The organism is Caenimonas sp. SL110, assembly GCF_001044395.1.
In the GTDB taxonomy this organism is placed as follows: Bacteria; Pseudomonadota; Gammaproteobacteria; order Burkholderiales; family Burkholderiaceae_C; genus Ramlibacter.
In genome coordinates this window covers 1-15,876 of record NZ_JANU01000022.1, presented here as the reverse complement: position 1 = coordinate 15,876, position 15,876 = coordinate 1, and the positions used below count along the sequence as shown (strand labels likewise).

At 63.3% G+C, this 15,876-nt stretch carries 16 protein-coding genes; 11 read left to right on the top strand and 5 right to left on the bottom strand.

The window, feature by feature from the left end:
• Position 1: 1 nt before the first annotated feature.
• The 4 genes from tldD (at position 2) to AQ12_RS12195 (ending at position 4,522) form a co-directional block, all read left to right on the top strand.
• Positions 2–1,462 carry a metalloprotease TldD gene (gene tldD, locus AQ12_RS12210; protein WP_048440201.1) on the top strand — a complete coding sequence of 487 codons (1,461 nt, stop codon included), beginning with the start codon at positions 2–4 and terminating at the stop codon, positions 1,460–1,462.
• A gap of 32 nt (positions 1,463–1,494) precedes the next feature.
• On the top strand, positions 1,495–2,052 hold the full coding sequence (locus tag AQ12_RS12205; protein WP_048440200.1) for a hypothetical protein: 558 nt from the start codon (positions 1,495–1,497) through the stop codon (positions 2,050–2,052).
• Positions 2,053–2,292: 240 nt separating this feature from the next.
• A complete protein-coding gene (locus tag AQ12_RS12200) occupies positions 2,293–3,414 on the top strand; it encodes a 3-deoxy-7-phosphoheptulonate synthase (RefSeq protein WP_048440199.1) in 1,122 nt (373 codons plus the stop codon).
• A gap of 91 nt (positions 3,415–3,505) precedes the next feature.
• On the top strand, positions 3,506–4,522 hold the full coding sequence (locus tag AQ12_RS12195) for a hypothetical protein (RefSeq protein ID WP_048440198.1): 1,017 nt from the start codon (positions 3,506–3,508) through the stop codon (positions 4,520–4,522).
• Positions 4,523–4,544: 22 nt separating this feature from the next.
• Here the strand turns inward: AQ12_RS12195 and mpl are convergent, their stop codons facing one another.
• Complete coding sequence (gene mpl, locus AQ12_RS12190) at positions 4,545–5,909, bottom strand: UDP-N-acetylmuramate:L-alanyl-gamma-D-glutamyl-meso-diaminopimelate ligase (protein WP_048440197.1); 1,365 nt, start codon at positions 5,907–5,909, stop codon at positions 4,545–4,547.
• 68 nt (positions 5,910–5,977) lie between these two features.
• Here mpl and AQ12_RS12185 point away from each other — a divergent pair, with 68 nt between their 5' ends.
• The 7 genes from AQ12_RS12185 (at position 5,978) to AQ12_RS12155 (ending at position 11,981) form a co-directional block, all read left to right on the top strand.
• On the top strand, positions 5,978–6,565 hold the full coding sequence (locus AQ12_RS12185) for a hypothetical protein (RefSeq protein ID WP_048440196.1): 588 nt from the start codon (positions 5,978–5,980) through the stop codon (positions 6,563–6,565).
• Positions 6,566–6,568: 3 nt separating this feature from the next.
• Positions 6,569–7,129 (top strand): TlpA disulfide reductase family protein, encoded by a 561-nt coding sequence (locus AQ12_RS12180; RefSeq protein ID WP_048440195.1) that lies wholly within the window; start codon positions 6,569–6,571, stop codon positions 7,127–7,129.
• 127 nt (positions 7,130–7,256) lie between these two features.
• Entirely contained in the window at positions 7,257–7,712 is a 456-nt protein-coding gene (gene accB, locus AQ12_RS12175; RefSeq protein ID WP_048440194.1) for an acetyl-CoA carboxylase biotin carboxyl carrier protein, read from the top strand.
• Positions 7,713–7,725: 13 nt separating this feature from the next.
• On the top strand, positions 7,726–9,075 hold the full coding sequence (gene accC / locus AQ12_RS12170; protein ID WP_048440193.1) for an acetyl-CoA carboxylase biotin carboxylase subunit: 1,350 nt from the start codon (positions 7,726–7,728) through the stop codon (positions 9,073–9,075).
• A gap of 19 nt (positions 9,076–9,094) precedes the next feature.
• Positions 9,095–9,976: a 50S ribosomal protein L11 methyltransferase gene (gene prmA / locus AQ12_RS12165; protein WP_048440192.1), complete on the top strand. Its 882-nt coding sequence runs from the start codon at positions 9,095–9,097 to the stop codon at positions 9,974–9,976.
• Between the two features lie 46 nt (positions 9,977–10,022).
• Positions 10,023–11,066 (top strand): DUF3426 domain-containing protein, encoded by a 1,044-nt coding sequence (locus AQ12_RS22130; RefSeq protein WP_053076700.1) that lies wholly within the window; start codon positions 10,023–10,025, stop codon positions 11,064–11,066.
• Positions 11,067–11,096: 30 nt separating this feature from the next.
• Entirely contained in the window at positions 11,097–11,981 is an 885-nt protein-coding gene (locus AQ12_RS12155; RefSeq protein ID WP_048440191.1) for a carbohydrate kinase family protein, read from the top strand.
• Here AQ12_RS12155 and AQ12_RS12150 read toward each other — a convergent pair.
• The 4 genes from AQ12_RS12150 to AQ12_RS12135 form a co-directional block, all read right to left on the bottom strand.
• Positions 11,966–12,673: a 4'-phosphopantetheinyl transferase superfamily protein gene (locus tag AQ12_RS12150; RefSeq protein WP_193387975.1), complete on the bottom strand. Its 708-nt coding sequence runs from the start codon at positions 12,671–12,673 to the stop codon at positions 11,966–11,968. The genes AQ12_RS12155 and AQ12_RS12150 overlap by 16 nt on opposite strands.
• Positions 12,645–13,976, bottom strand: coding sequence for an MFS transporter (locus AQ12_RS12145; RefSeq protein WP_161799027.1), 1,332 nt, complete (start codon positions 13,974–13,976; stop codon positions 12,645–12,647). The genes AQ12_RS12150 and AQ12_RS12145 overlap by 29 nt, the downstream gene beginning before the upstream one ends.
• Complete coding sequence (locus tag AQ12_RS12140) at positions 13,969–14,859, bottom strand: alpha/beta fold hydrolase (protein ID WP_053076699.1); 891 nt, start codon at positions 14,857–14,859, stop codon at positions 13,969–13,971. Before AQ12_RS12140 ends, AQ12_RS12145 begins: the two co-directional genes overlap by 8 nt.
• Positions 14,856–15,876: thioesterase domain-containing protein (locus AQ12_RS12135; RefSeq protein WP_238587710.1), on the bottom strand; the 1,021-nt coding region annotated here is incomplete at its 5' end. The genes AQ12_RS12135 and AQ12_RS12140, both read right to left, overlap by 4 nt.

Here is a 15,876-nt window from a genome sequence, read left to right as displayed (position 1 = left end):
GATGATCTCTCGCGAACCCACCATCGAACGTCTTGCAACAGCGCGCAGCCTGCTTCTTGAGCCGTTCGGCCTGAACGAAACCCACCTGCTCAAGGCGCTCGGTGAGATCACCGCCCGCAAGGTCGATGACGCCGATCTGTATTTCCAGTACACACGTAGCGAAGGCTGGAGCCTGGAAGAAGGCATCGTCAAGACCGGCAGCTTCAGCATCGACCAGGGTGTGGGTGTGCGGGCCGTGAGTGGCGAGAAGACGGCCTTTGCCTACTCCGACGATATCTCCGAGGCCTCACTGCTGGACGCCGCGCGCACCGTGCGCACGATCGCTTCAGGTGGCGGCAACGCACGCACCAAGGTTGGCGCCAAGAAGATTGCCGGCGCCCGATCGCTTTACCGTGGCACGGACCCCATTGCTTCGCTTGACAGCGCAGCCAAGGTGCAATTGCTCGAACGCGCCGAAAAGCTTGCACGCTCCAAGGACCCCCGGGTCAAGCAGGTGATGGCCGGTCTTGCCAGCGAATACGACGTGGTGATGGTCGCTCGCGCCGACGGCACGCTGGCAGCCGATATCCGCCCCCTGGTGCGCATGTCGGTCACCGTGATCGCCGAACAGGACGGCCGCCGCGAAGTGGGTTCCGGCGGCGGCGGCGGCCGTTTCGGTCTGGACTACTTCGACGCCGATCGCATCGAGGAATATGTGAGCGATGCGGTTCATGCGGCCTTGACCAATCTTGAATCGCGTCCCGCGCCTGCTGGCGAGATGACCGTGGTGCTTGGCCCGGGCTGGCCGGGCATCCTGTTGCACGAAGCCATCGGCCACGGGCTCGAAGGCGATTTCAACCGCAAGGGCTCGAGCGCGTTTTCGGGGCGTGTCGGCAAGCGCGTTGCGGCCAAGGGCGTCACGGTGCTCGACGACGGCACCATCGCCGATCGCCGCGGTTCGCTCAACGTCGATGACGAAGGCAATGCAAGCCAGCGCAATGTGCTGATCGAAGACGGCATCCTGCGCGGCTACATCCAGGATTCGCTCAATGCACGCCTGATGGGCGTGGCACCGACCGGCAACGGCCGGCGCGAGAGCTATGCCCACATCCCGATGCCGCGAATGACCAACACCTACATGCTCGGCGGCGACAAGCAGCCCGATGAAATCGTGGCGAGCATCAAGAAGGGCCTGTACGCCACCAACTTCGGCGGCGGCCAGGTCGACATCACCTCGGGCAAGTTCGTGTTCTCCGCGAGCGAGGCCTATTGGGTGGAAAACGGCAAGATCCTCTACCCGGTCAAGGGCGCGACCATCGTGGGCAACGGCCCGGATGCCCTCACCCGCGTCACCATGATCGGCAACGACATGAAGCTCGATTCCGGTGTGGGCACCTGCGGCAAGGAAGGCCAGAGCGTGCCGGTCGGCGTGGGCCAGCCCACCTTGCGCATCGATGGCCTGACCGTCGGCGGCACGGCCTGAGATTGCCGCCACCTCGCGGTTGAATCCAGCCGATGACGACGAATTCGCGACTGCGGCTGGACCCATCGACCAACCTGCCGAGCATTCACTCGTTCGGCGAGATCAGCAATTTCCTGCGCAATGCCGTCGCCGACGAAGACAGCCGCATCCTCTCGGACAGCATGAGCCAGGTATCGGTCCATGCCGAAGCCATCATCGCGGCGCTGCGGCTGCACCGCCAGCGGTCGGTCGTTGCGCCCATGCTGGTGGACATGCTCACCGTGCTGCGCGCTCACCGCACCCTGGTCGTGAATCTGGGCCTGCCCTGGCGTGGGCTCTATGAGTACGCTGCCTACCTGCAGGCCCTGAACAACTTCCGTGTGTTGCTCGGGCAATGGCTGCTTGACGGCGGACCTCGCAGCGCGGACCTGTTTGTCACGGCGGAAGACTTCGAACTGATTGCGTGGCGCACGCTCGGCGAAGGCATGCTGATGATCGACATGTACGAGCAGTGGACCGGCGCTGGCAAGCAGCAAGGCTCGGCGCTTGCCGACCTGGGCGAGCCGCAGGTCGAGCGTGCCCTGCAGTGGTGGAAGAAGCTGCGCCTGTGAGGCGCACCGTGTCGAAAACGGCCCGTCTGGCGGACCCGGCTCATCGGTGTGCTACATTGACTGCCATGCAAACGGTTCGCGCCTATTTCTTTAGCTACTTTTGGCTTCTCACGCCCCACGGCGGTCGAGAGATCCGAGCGTACACCTGAAGAAAACGCAAAGAACCTCACCAAACCGCCGGGCCCCCGGCGGTTTTTTTTTGCCCGCTTTCCCTTAGTTCCCAAGCACGGAGATCAGACGATGACAAACCCGACTACCGCCAGCGACGCCTTTTATGCGCGACCCGTCGACAAGACCAGTCTCACCGACGACGAACGCATCAAGGACATCACCGTGCTACCCCCTCCGGAACATCTCATCCGCTTCTTCCCGATTCGCAATACGGCGGTCGAAGCGCTTATCACCGACACGCGGCGCAACATCCACAACATCATGGCCGGCACCGATGACCGGTTGCTGGTGGTCATCGGCCCCTGTTCCATCCACGACCCCAACGCAGCGCTCGACTACGCGCGCCGCCTGAAGGAAGCGCGCGCCCGCTACGCCGGCACGCTCGAGATCGTGATGCGGGTGTATTTCGAGAAGCCCCGCACGACGGTGGGCTGGAAGGGCCTCATCAACGACCCCTACCTCGACGAGAGCTACCGCATCGACGAGGGCCTGCGCATCGCGCGCCAGCTGCTGATCGAGATCAACCGGCTGGGTCTTCCGGCAGGTAGCGAGTTCCTGGATGTGATTTCGCCCCAGTACATCGGCGACCTGATTTCGTGGGGCGCGATCGGTGCGCGCACCACCGAAAGCCAGGTACATCGCGAACTCGCATCGGGTCTTTCGGCGCCTATCGGATTCAAGAACGGTACCGACGGCAACATCCGCATCGCCACCGATGCGATCCAGGCAGCAGCGCGCGGCCATCACTTCCTGTCGGTCCACAAGAACGGACAGGTCGCCATCGTGCAGACCAACGGCAACAAGGACTGCCACGTCATCCTGCGGGGGGGCAAGGCGCCGAACTACGACGAGGCGAGCGTCGCTGCAGCCTGCGCCGAACTCGAAGCCTCGAAGCTGGCGCCCACGCTGATGGTCGATTGCAGCCACGCCAACAGCAGCAAGCAGCACGACAAGCAGATCGATGTCGCGCGGGAAATCGCCGCGCAGGTTGCCAAGGGCTCGCACCGCGTGTTCGGGCTGATGGTGGAAAGCCACCTCAACGCCGGCGCGCAGAAGTTCAGTCCCGGCAAGGACGATCCGCAGGCGCTCGAGTACGGCAAGAGCATTACCGATGCGTGCCTGGGATGGGGCGATTCGCTGAAAGTGCTCGATGTTCTCAGCGATGCTGTGAAGGCGAGACGCTCGCGCTGAATGGGCGTCGATGTTTGTTTACATCCAGTAACGCCCGGACTATATTGGCTGGCGCCCGGATCCGTCAGTTGTTGGGCCGGGCGCCAAACTCATGACCGAACTGCCAGTATTGCGTGTGGGGCTCGCCGGCTTTTCGGCTGGGCAGCAAAACGAGCTCGCCCAGCTCGTGGCGGCAGTCTCAACCGGACACGTGAGCTGGGTCGTGAGCGACCTCGATTGCGCCGATGCCTGGCTGGTCAATGGCGCCAAGGTCCTGGACCTGGGCGAAAAGCGGATTCGTATCAATCCGGGTCTTCTCAAGGCCCGATCCATCCAGGTCCATATGACCGAGATGGACCGCCCGATCGGGTTCTCGCGACCGGTCAAGGTAGCGATGCCGACTTTCAGTTTCGACTTCGACTCGGCGTCAAGCCTGGCCGCGTTGCTGCGCAAGTTTGAAGTCTGGCAGTCGGCGATCGTTGCCCAGGTTTGCCTGGCCGCGCACATCGTCGAACACCAGGGCGCGCTGCGCTCAGGTGTCTTCACCCTGACCCGCGGGGGAGCGATGCTGGCCACCGTGAGCATGCACGGGGATATCTCGGTGCTGGCGACGGCCGCACCGGCTGACTTCGAAGACGCCATCTGGCGACGTGAAACTGGCGAACTGCACATTCCGGACAACTTTGTCCGCAGCACCATGTCGCAGCTCATGTGGCAGTACGCCACACGCACCCGCAAAGACGTGCTGCCGCCTCACTACCGTACCGGTGCGATCTACTTTCGCCGGGCCCCTCGGCTGCCGCAGCGGCTGATCGGCGATGCCCACCTGTTGCTGCTGCGCGAACTCGCGAACGCGCCAGCGACGTTTGACGCACTGCTGCGTCGCTGTGATTCGTCGCCCCAGGTGCTGGCCAGTGACCTGGCCGCGCTCTATTTCGTGGGCTCGATCACATCCAACCCCAAACGCGCAGCCAACCCGCCCAGCCGAACGGCATCCGCAGACTGTGACGCGTCCCAGGGCCCGTCCAGCAACTTGCCCTCCGGCCTGGATTCGATTCCACCCGACATGGCACGCCAGATGTCCGGTGACAGCGACATGACCGCGCCGGGGCCCATCGGGCCGCATTGAAGCGGCGGCGCTTGCGCCCCGATCAGCCCAGGACGGTCAGCAGCTTCTGGTGAATGCCCCCGAATGAGCCGTTGCTCATGCAGAGAATGTGGTCGCCGGGTTTGGCCGCCTGGACCACCTGCCGCAACAGCTCGTCGATGCTGGTTGCGATCTGCGCCCGCTGACCCATGGACGACAGCGCATCGGAAGGATCCCAGCCGAGTGCTGCCGAGTGGCAAAACGCCAGGTCCACCTGCTCCAGAGCCCACGGCAATTGGGCCTTCATCGAGCCCAGCTTCATCGTGTTGCTGCGCGGCTCGAACACGGCCAGGATGCGCGCGCTGCCCACCTTGCGGCGAAGGCCGTCGACGGTGGTGCGGATGGCGGTGGGATGGTGCGCGAAGTCGTCATAGATCGTGATGCCGTTGACGGTGCCGCGCACTTCCATGCGGCGCTTCACGTTCAGGAAATCACCCAGTGATTGCGCAGCAGCCTCCGGCGCAACCCCCGCGTGCTGCGCGGCTGCGATGGCCGCGAGCGCGTTGAGCTGGTTGTGGACACCGCCCAGGCCCCAGCGGACATGGCCCACCTTGCCGCCACGTTCCAGAACGTCGAAGTCATCGGGCTCGCCCAGGGCGGTGAAGTCGCTGTTGGCCGCGCCGAAACTGCGCTGCTCGCTCCAGCAGCCCTGGTGCAGGACGCGCGTCAGGCTTTCTTCCAGGCCGTTCACCACGATACGCCCGGTGGAGGGCACGGTGCGCACCAGGTGATGGAACTGCCTTTCGATGGCCGCGACGTCGTCGAAGATGTCGGCGTGGTCGTATTCCAGGTTGTTCAGGATGGCGGTGCGCGGCCGGTAGTGAACAAATTTGCTGCGCTTGTCGAAAAACGCCGTGTCGTATTCGTCGGCCTCGATCACGAAGTGCTTGCCCTGGCCAAGCCGTGCCGATATCCCGAAGTTGGTCGGCACGCCGCCTACCAGGAAGCCCGGTGCCAGTCCGGCGCGTTCCAGAATCCAGGCCAGCATGGAAGTCGTGGTGGTCTTGCCGTGGGTGCCGGCGACTGCCAGCACATGGCGACCCTGCAGCACATGCTCGGACAGCCACTGAGGGCCGCTTGTATAGGCGAGCCCTTCATCAAGGATGGCTTCCATCAGGGGATAGCGCGGCGTGCCATCGGGCAGCCGGGTGCGCGAGACGACGTTGCCGATGACCCAGACGTCGGCCTTGAGCGCGAGTTGCTCCGCGCCAAAGCCTTCGATCAGGTCAATGCCCAGGGCGCGCAACTGGTCGCTCATCGGTGGATAAACGCCCGCGTCGCAGCCCGTGACCTTGTGGCCTGCTTCGCGCGCGAGTGCGGCCAGGCCTCCCATGAATGTCCCGCAAATACCGAGGATGTGGATATGCATCGGGCGATTATCGGGGGGAGCTGACGGCGTTCGAACTCAGCCGCACCGGCGATGCAAAATGCCTGTCAATGGAAAATCTGAAGTCAGAGATAGCGGCTGCAGCAGGGCGAATCGTCGTGGAAGAAGGCCTTGAATATGGCCCGGCCAAGCGGCGCGCGGTCAAGCAACTGGGCCTGAACGCGCGCAGCGCAATGCCCGACAACGACGCAGTCGAAGAAGCGGTGCGCGAGTACATAGCGCTCTTTTGCGCGGATACGCAGCCGGCTGAATTGCGGGCGCTTCGTGTGCTCGCGTTGACCTGGATGGAGCGGCTGGCGCAGTTTCGTCCGCACCTGGGCGGGGCGGTGTGGCACGGTACGGCCACGCGGCTGTCCGACATCTATATCCAGCTGTTTTGCGATGACTCGAAGTCGGCGGAGCTGGCCCTGGTCGACAACCGGGTGGACTATGAGGCGCGCACGGTCACGGGGTTTCATGGCGATGCGGTCGAGGCATTGAGCCTGTCGAGCGTGAGCCGCGAGCTCCAGGAGGCCATTGGTGTGCACCTCTTGATTTATGACCTGGACGATGTGCGGGGCGCTCTGCGCAAAGACGCGCAAGGCCGGTCTCCCCGAGGGGACATCAACGCTGTCCGGGCATTGCTGGACAATGCATAGAACATGACTGAAGTAACTGCAACCATGGCGCCGCCCAACCCGGCTCGCAGGCGCAACCTGATCTATGCCGGCGCAGGCGCTGCGGCGGCACTCGCCGGCGCAGGCGCGGCGCTCTGGAAATTCAGGCCCGCACCCGTGTCGGCCGACAACGTCGCCGCGCTGTGGGCCATGAACTTCGACACACCCGACGGCGCCGTGCTGTCGATGGCGTCCCTTCGCGGCAAGCCACTGGTCGTCAACTTCTGGGCGACCTGGTGCCCGCCGTGCGTGGAGGAAATGCCGCTTCTGGACTCGTTCTTCCGGCAAAATTCGTCAAAAGGCTGGCAAGTGGTTGGTTTGGCGATTGATCAGCCCAGCTCGGTGCGCAAGTTCCTGCAAAAGACGCCCGTCACATTTCCGATCGGCCTGGCTGGATTGGGCGGGACAGAGTTGGGCAAGGCGCTGGGAAACATGGCTGGCGGCCTGCCCTTCACGGTGGTGTTGAAGGCCAGTGGCGAGGTGCTCCAACGTAAGATGGGGCAGGTGGTCCCGGCCGACCTCGCGGCCTGGAGCGGCATCGGCTAGACCAGTCAAAGGTATCTTTGCTGTCAAGCTCGCGAATAAAAATAACGAAAAATAGCCGACGAAACGAAAAGTAAGCGAATATTGCTGTAAATTCGCCTTCCTTCGTTATGCATCCGCTGGAGAGTTCATGGATTTGCGCAAACTCAAGACTTTGATCGACCTCGTGTCGGAGTCCAATGTTTCCGAGCTGGAAATCACGGAAGCCGAAGGCAAGGTCCGTATCGTCAAGGGTGGCGGCGTCGTCATGCAGCAGCAAGTCGCGCAGCCTGCCATGGTACACGCGCCCCAGGCCGCTCCGGCCGTGGCAGCTCCGGTCACTGCGGCACCTGTCGTTGCAGCCGTAGATGCCGGTCACACCGTCAAATCGCCAATGGTCGGCACTTTCTATCGTTCATCCAGCCCCGGGGCGAAGCCCTTTGTGGAAGTGGGCGCGCAGATCAAGGAAGGCGACACGATCTGCATCATCGAGGCGATGAAGATCCTGAACGAGATCGAAGCCGACAAATCCGGCACGGTCACCAAGGTCTACTGCGACAACGGCCAGGCCGTCGAATACGGCCAGCCGCTGTTCATCATCGAATAAGCACAGCCGCCTCATGTTCAAGAAGATTCTGGTTGCCAACCGGGGCGAGATTGCCTTGCGGATACAGCGGGCCTGCCGCGAGCTCGGCGTGCGCGCCGTCATGGTCTATTCCGAGGCGGACCGCGAGGCCAAGTATGTGAAGCTTGCAGAAGAAGCTGTCTGCATCGGCCCGGCACCCTCGGGCCTGAGCTACCTCAACATGCCTGCCATCATTTCGGCCGCCGAAGTGACAGACGCCGAGGCCATCCACCCCGGCTACGGCTTCCTGGCCGAGAACGCCGACTTCGCCGAGCGCGTGGAAAAGAGCGGGTTCCAGTTCATCGGACCCACCCCCGAGTCGATCCGCATCATGGGCGACAAGGTCTCGGCCAAGCAGGCCATGATCAAGGCCGGTGTGCCATGCGTGCCCGGCTCCGAAGGCGAGTTGCCCGACGACCCGGTCCTGATCCGCCGGACCGCCAAGGCAGTCGGCTACCCCGTCATCATCAAGGCGGCGGGCGGTGGCGGCGGTCGCGGCATGCGCGTCGTGCACACCGAAGCAGCCCTGATCAACGCGGTGCAGATGACCAAGGCGGAGGCGGGCGCTGCCTTCAACAATCCGGCCGTCTACATGGAGAAGTTTCTCCAGAACCCGCGACACATCGAAATCCAGATCATGTGCGACAAGCACAGGAACGGTGTTTACCTGTGGGAGCGCGATTGCTCCATGCAACGCCGCCACCAGAAGGTCATCGAGGAAGCGCCGGCCCCCGGCATCCCGCGCAAGCTGATCGAGAAGATCGGTGAGCGCTGCATCGCGGCCTGCAAGAAGATCGGCTATCGCGGCGCTGGCACCTTCGAGTTCCTGTATGAGAACGGCGAGTTCTATTTCATCGAGATGAACACCCGCGTGCAGGTGGAGCATCCGGTCACCGAAATGATCACCGGCGTGGACATCGTCAAGACGCAGATCATGGTGGCCGCTGGCGAGAAGCTGCCGTTCGCCCAGCGCGACGTCGTTCCGCGCGGACACGCCATCGAATGCCGCGTGAATGCCGAAGACCCGTACAAGTTCGTGCCGTCGCCCGGCCGGATCACCATGTGGCATGCGCCCGGCGGCCCGGGCGTTCGGGTCGACTCGCACGTGTACACCAACTACTTCGTGCCGCCGAACTACGACTCGATGATCGGCAAGATCATCGTCCACGGCGACACACGCGAGCAGGCACTGGCGCGCATGCGCACAGCTTTGCTGGAAACCGTGGTCGAAGGCATCAACACCAATATCGCGCTGCATCGCGAGCTGATGGTGGACGCGAAGTTCATGGACGGCGGCACCAACATCCACTACCTCGAAGAGTGGTTGTCGCACCATAAGCGCTGAAGCAACCGCTGTCGTGTCGATGTTTGAACTCCGACTGATGTGCCCCGAACACCGCGTCGATGCGGTGAGCGAGGCGCTTGACGCGCTCGATGCGCTGAGCGTCTCGGTTGAAGACGCCGATGCCCAGACTGACGCGGAACAGGCGCTCTTCGGGGAGCCCGGCATGCCGCCTCCCAAGGACGGCTGGCAGCGCTCACGCGTGGTGGCGCTTTTTCCGGATCAGGCTGCTGCAAATGAAGCTTCGGCGCTTTTGCAGCTGCAGGATTTCTTCGGCGGCTGCGAGGTGCTCAACATCGAGCCGGTTCAGGACCAGGACTGGGTGCGCCTGACGCAGTCGCAGTTTGCGCCTGTCGAGATCACGCCCGAGTTCTGGATCGTGCCGACCTGGCATGAGCCGCCTGCGCAAGCAAGGCAGGTCATACGGCTGGACCCGGGTCTGGCGTTCGGCACCGGCACGCATCCCACGACCCGCATGTGCCTGCGATGGATCGCGCGCAATACAGTCGCGAGCCAGCGTGTGCTCGATTACGGGTGCGGCTCCGGCATCCTCGCCATCGGTGCTGCCAAGTTTGGTGCGGGTGAAATCGACGCCGTCGACATCGACCCGGCTGCGGTGCAATCGACTGTCGACAACGCAGACGCGAACGGCGTGACCTTGCGTGCAGGCCTACCCGACCAGGCGGCCGGCCAGTACAACCTGGTGCTCGCCAACATCCTGGCCACGCCCCTGAAGATGCTCGCGCCACTGCTGTGCGCGCATGTGGCGCCGGGTGGCTCACTGGTTCTCGCGGGCATCCTGGAGCGCCAGGCCGACGAGCTCAAAGCGGCTTATGCGCCGCACGCCAAACTCGATGTCACCGACAGCGAGGATGGCTGGATCCTGATGACTGCAACCCTCTGATCACACGCCGTGATCGCCGGGTGAGCGGGGCTACAATCCCACGCTCATGAGCCTGATCACGCGCTGCCCCGCCTGCGGGACGATGTTCAAAGTCGTGCCCGACCAGCTCAGGATTTCCGACGGCTGGGTGCGGTGCGGCCACTGCTCGGAAGTTTTCGACGCCACGCAGTACATGCAGGCTGAAGGGGCGCTGGTCACCGGGCCAGGCACAGCGCCGGCTCAAGCCGTCCAGGACCCGCAAACCCCGCAAGTCCAAGCCTCGGAGCAACCCCTGGCACCACCGGCCCTGCAAGCGCCCGTGCAACCACTGCCGCAGGCCCCGCTGGCGACCGCGCAGTCGGAGGCTTTCGCTTCGTCGCTCATGACGGACCTGGGTGACAGCCGCAATTCGATGAGTCCCACCGACTCGGTCCTGCTGCGCGAAGCGGCTGAACTCCTGACCGAGGGGCCGCTCGACAAACCATTCGTGCTTCAACGGGTACCCGAGCCGGCGCAGCCGCAGGCAGGCAATCAATCGCAGTTCTCGACCAGCCGCCCGGCCCTGGCTGATTCGCACGAGCCCGAGCTGAGTGACCTTTCCTTCGTGCGGCAGGCCCGCAGCCGCGAGTTCTGGTCGCGACCGCTGGTTCGCGGCGCGCTGGTTGCGCTGCTGGTGATATCCGGCCTGCTGATGGCGGTACAGGTGGGCTTTCACGAGCGCGATCGGCTCTTTGCATCGCAACCGGTGCTGCGCCCCTGGCTCGTCCAGCTGTGCGATGTCGCCAACTGCGCGATCGGGCCGCCGCGCCAGATCGAGGCGGTTGCTATCGAAGGCTCGTCGTTCAACAAGATCCGACCCGACACCTATCGCCTGAACATCACGCTGCGCAACCTTTCCAAAATGGAACTCGCCATGCCGGCCGTCGAGCTCACGCTGACCGACGCGCAGGACCAGCCGGTGGTCAGGCGCGTGCTCACCCCGCAGGACCTTCAATCGCAAGGCGTCATACCGGCTGGTGGCGACTGGGCAAGCTCGTTGGCGCTGGCGGTGGCTTCCAATGGCGTGGGCTCGCGCATCGCCGGCTACCGCGTGCTCGCTTTCTATCCCTAGACCTTCACCTTTTTTCGAGAACACATTCCCATGGCATCCCTGATTTGCGGCTCGCTCGCGTTCGACACCATCATGACTTTCGAGGGACGCTTTGCCGAGCAGATCCTGCCCGACCAGTTGCACATCCTGAACGTGTCGTTCCTGGTGCCGGCATTGCGGCGCGACTTCGGCGGCTGCGCCGGCAATATCGCCTACGCCCTGAAGATGCTGGGCGGCACGCCGCTGCCGATGGCGACCGTGGGCACCGATGGCGCGGGTTACGTGGCGCGCATGCGTGAACTGGGCATCGACACCCAGTTCGTGCGCGAGGTGGCTGACAGCTACACCGCGCAGGCGATGATCATGACCGACCGTGACAACAACCAGATCACCGCCTTCCATCCCGGCGCGATGATGCAGGCGCACATCACGAAGATTGAAAAGCGCGACGACATCAAGCTGGGCATCATCTCGCCCGATGGCCGCGATGCGATGCTGGAGCATTCGGCGCAGTTCGAGTCGGCCGAGATTCCGTTTGTCTTCGATCCGGGACAGGGCCTGCCGATGTTCGATGGCAAGGAGCTTGCGACCTTCATCGAACGCTCAACCTGGGTGACAGTCAACGATTACGAAGGCCGCATGTTGTCTGACCGTACCGGCTGGAGCAATGCCGATATCTCGCGCAAGGTCGATGGGCTGGTGGTGACCTTGGGCGCAGAAGGCTGCGAAGTGTGGATAGACGGCGAGAAGACGCTGGTGCCGCCGGTGAAGGCCGAGCAGGTCATTGACCCGACCGGATGCGGCGATGCATGGCGCGGCGCGTTGCTGTTCGGACTGGAGCAGGGCTGGCCGCTCGCGCGTTGCGCGGAACTGGGCAACAAGGTCGGTGCGATCAAGATTGCGAGCAAAGGGCCGCAGAATTATTCGCTGGGGTAATCAATCGCCATGGCCGCGGCATAGCCTTCACCATCGAGCGCAACCAGTGTCCAGTCGGTCGCAGTCGCCAGGGCCGGATCGCACCCGAGCAACTGCGCTTGATCCCCCACGCTGACATGGAAACGCTTGAGCCCGCCACCCAGGCCCACGCCAAGCGCCTTGAGGAAAGCTTCCTTGCGCACCCAGCAACGATAGAACGCGCGTTCCTTTGACGCGGGGTCCATCGAGTGAAGTGCCTCTCGTTCAGCAGGATGAAAGCTGCGGGTGACCTCTTGCATCTGTGCCTGGTTTTCGGTCGCGGCTTCAATGTCGATTCCCACACGCACGCCGCGCGCGACGGCGATCAAACACAAGTCGGCTGAGTGCGAGACGCTGAATTGCAGGTCCGGATGGTTAGCCAGTTCGGGCTTGCCTTGCGCGGTATAGCGAAACACCAGGTCACGTGCATCCAGATGCAGCTGCATACCCAATAGCTCGCGCAGCGCCGCGCGCGCTGCAACGAAGCGCCTGCGATGAACCGCAAATGCGAAGCGGCTGGCTCTAGCTTTTTCATCGTGTGCGAGAAGGTCGTATGCGCGGCCCAGTTCGTCTGTGGCGACGTTGAGGTTCACACGCCAGACCCTGGCACCGCCTTGCCCGGGAGCGGGGCATTCGAAGTACGGCTCAATGCGCATCGGGCACTTCGTCTTCAAGCTGACGAAATGCAGGGTGCAGCAGCGCTGCGCCTGCCATGACCATGGTCAGCGCGCCGACTACGACGAACAGCAGCCCTACACCGCGCCCCGGCCCAACGCCTAGCCACACACCGGCCGAGTTGGCGAGCAACCCGCCAGGCATCATCCAGGGCTTGAAAAAATGCTCCGTGACGAGTCCTGCGACGATTGCAGCTAGTGGCACAGCAGCGGTAACCAGAAAATTGCGCAAGGCAAACACGCGTCCATGAAGCGCAGGTAGCACCTTGTGCTGCCAGATGGTCTGGTCGCAACCGGCGACGACCGGTCGGCAAAACATCACGACGAACGCACAGGCGGTGAGAAGCGGAATCGATGTCCACACACCTGCGACCAACACCGCTGCGCCCAGCAGCATGTCGAAAACCAGTATGCCCAGAACGCGTCGTTGCGGTCCGCCCCAGGCACTCATCACCAATGAACCTGCGAGCATGCCGAGGCCGGCGATTGTGAGGATGGTCCCGAGAGCCTGTGCAGAGTAGAGCGCGAGAACGAATGGCGTAAACAAAACCACAGCCATGCAAGTCAGAAACTTCTCGAACGCGAAATAGGCGAGTTGCAGCTTGAGCGATCGACGCTGACCGATAAAGGCAAGCGCCTCGCCGAATTCTTTGAGTGACGAGCGACGGTCGCTCCCCGGTTGTTGTCGTGTGATCGGTTGTGGGAATCGCACGGCGAGGAGCACGACGGTGCTGATGGCAAAGCACGTCAGATCCAGTGCGATGACGCCCGTGATGCCAATCACTCCCAGCAGGAAAGCAGAGAGCAGCGGCGCGATCAGCATCGGGACGGCGTAGGCCAGTTGAGTCATGCCACTTGCCCGACCCAGTCTCTCCTTGGGAAGAACCGTCGTCACTGCTGCCAGGAAGGCGGGGCGCTGAAACGCTTCGCAAATTGCAGCCAAGGCGTAGAGCGGCAAGACTTGCCAGATTTCCAGGTGAGCCGACCAAAGCAGCACGCCGATGGTTGCGGTGCAGACCGCTGCACCGCTGCGCGCCGCGATCATCACCCACCGGCGATCCATGCGGTCAACCCATGCCCCAGCCCAGGGGGCGACCACCAGGGTGGGCGCGGCGGCGCATGCAACAAGCAGCGAGTAGTCGAGTACGGAGCCGGTCTGCTGGAAGATCCACACGCCGGCGGCAAACCCGGTAAGCGATGAGCCCGTGACTGAAATCAGCTGACTGAGCCATACCCATGCGAACACGCGCTTCGTTCCGGTTTCTGGCGCGATCCTCATATCCGTCGCAATCGCCTCAGACATTTCCACGCTCCTGCGCCTGGTCCCGGACGATTTTGGCCAGGGCAGCCACATGCGGCTTTGCAAGCATCGTCATGTGATTGCCAGGCACAAGAGCCGCGTTGAGCCGGGGGGCAAAGCGGCGCCACGCGGCGACGGGATCCACCCGGTCTTCGGGCGGGATGACCGATGACGTGTCTGACGCTCCAACGAATGTTGCCGGGCCGTGCAACGGCGATGCAGGAAGGTATCGGGTGTTCACATTGGCTTCAAACACGCGCGCTAGCGCAGCGATGACTGCGACATCGGTGCGCGGTGAAATGAAGCCCACCGAAGCCATCGCCCGGGCGAGCGCGGGCACGCGTTCGGCTTGCGCCAACCGCTCGAAATCCTGAAGCGATACCCCAAGAGATCGGCCGCACGACTGTTCGAGTAACCAGACGAGTTTGGCGAGCGCATCGGCACCGCGGCACTCGCCGCGAAATACGCCTTCGGCGCACGGAGCCCTCGAGTCCACGAGTATCGGAGGCGTCAGCCGTACGCCCTCGCGCTCCAGACTTCTTGCGATCTCGAACGCGATCCATCCGCCAAAGGAGTGGCCTACCAGCCGAAGCGGATGGTGTGCCGCGACTTGCTTGAGAAATGGAAGGTAGGCTTGTGCTGCTTCGTGCACGTCGCCGAAAGGTTCGCCTTTGCCATCCAGGCCGCGCGGCTGCAGGCCGTAGACCGGTGTGTCGTTCCCCAGGGCCGAAGTCAGCGGAATGAATGCGGTCACGCTGGCGCCGGCTCCTGGCACGCAGAACACTGGCGCAACGCCTGCGTTTCCCCGTTGAATGGGGATGCAGAGCGCCTCCTCATCGGCTACCTTGAATTGGCCGGGTCGAGTCACAGCGCCCGCGACCGTCATGCCGCCTGCAATTGAGGGGACCTGGCAGGCCCGGGCTGCGTCGCCTCGATGGGGCCATCGTGCGATAGATACTCCCGCAACAGGGTGGCCACGGTTTCGACGTGCGGCTGAATCATCATGGCGTGATGCCGCATCGCCAGTCGATGCACCACGGGAGCGTTCTCCAGGACGTCTGACCAGCCGAGTCTTTCATCATCGATACCCGCAACCAGATTCTCTGTGGCCACAAACAGGATCACTTGCCCGTTGTAGCGCGGCGGTCGGTAGGCGCACGCGGCCGCCAGGTTCAATCTTTCGACGGTTATCAATCGTTCGGCAATGTCCAGATCGACATGGGATGGGATCAGTCCGATCTTTTGTCCCTCCGACATGACCACGCTCAGTGCCTGCGCGCGCGGCATCGCCCGCAAGGCGGAAACGTCAAACTCGACCAAGCCTTCGAAGGCGGCGGTGATGATATCGAGGTCATCTTTCGCAGCGAAATCCCCCGGGTACGAAGCCCGGGTGTCAAGCAGCGCCAGCATGGCCACCTGTTCGCCTGAAGATCGGAGGCGATGGGCCATCTCATAGGCAACGAGTCCGCCAAAGGACCAGGCGGCAAGGAAATAGGGTCCTACGGGCTGCGCTTCGCGCAGCTCTTTCAGGTAGCGCACGGCCATTTCTTCGACCGAACCTAGCGGTGATTCCTTTCCGTCCAAACCGACCGACTGCAGGCCGTAAATCGGACGTGACTCGCCGAGCTTACGAGCCAGGTCTGCGTAGCACATCACGTTTCCGCCGCTCGGATGAACGAGGAACAGGGGCGGTCCATCCCCATGGGGGGCAATGGGAACCAGGCATTTCTGCGGCGTTGTGTGATGCTCGGCCAGCTCCATGGCGAGACTTTGCAGGGTGGGGTGCGTAAGGAAGATCGACAGTGGCAGCTCAATGCCAAGTTCTACTTTTACTCGGGCTACTGTCTGCACCGCCAGCAGCGAATGCCCTCCCAGCGCAAAGAAGTCGTCGTGGCGTCCGACG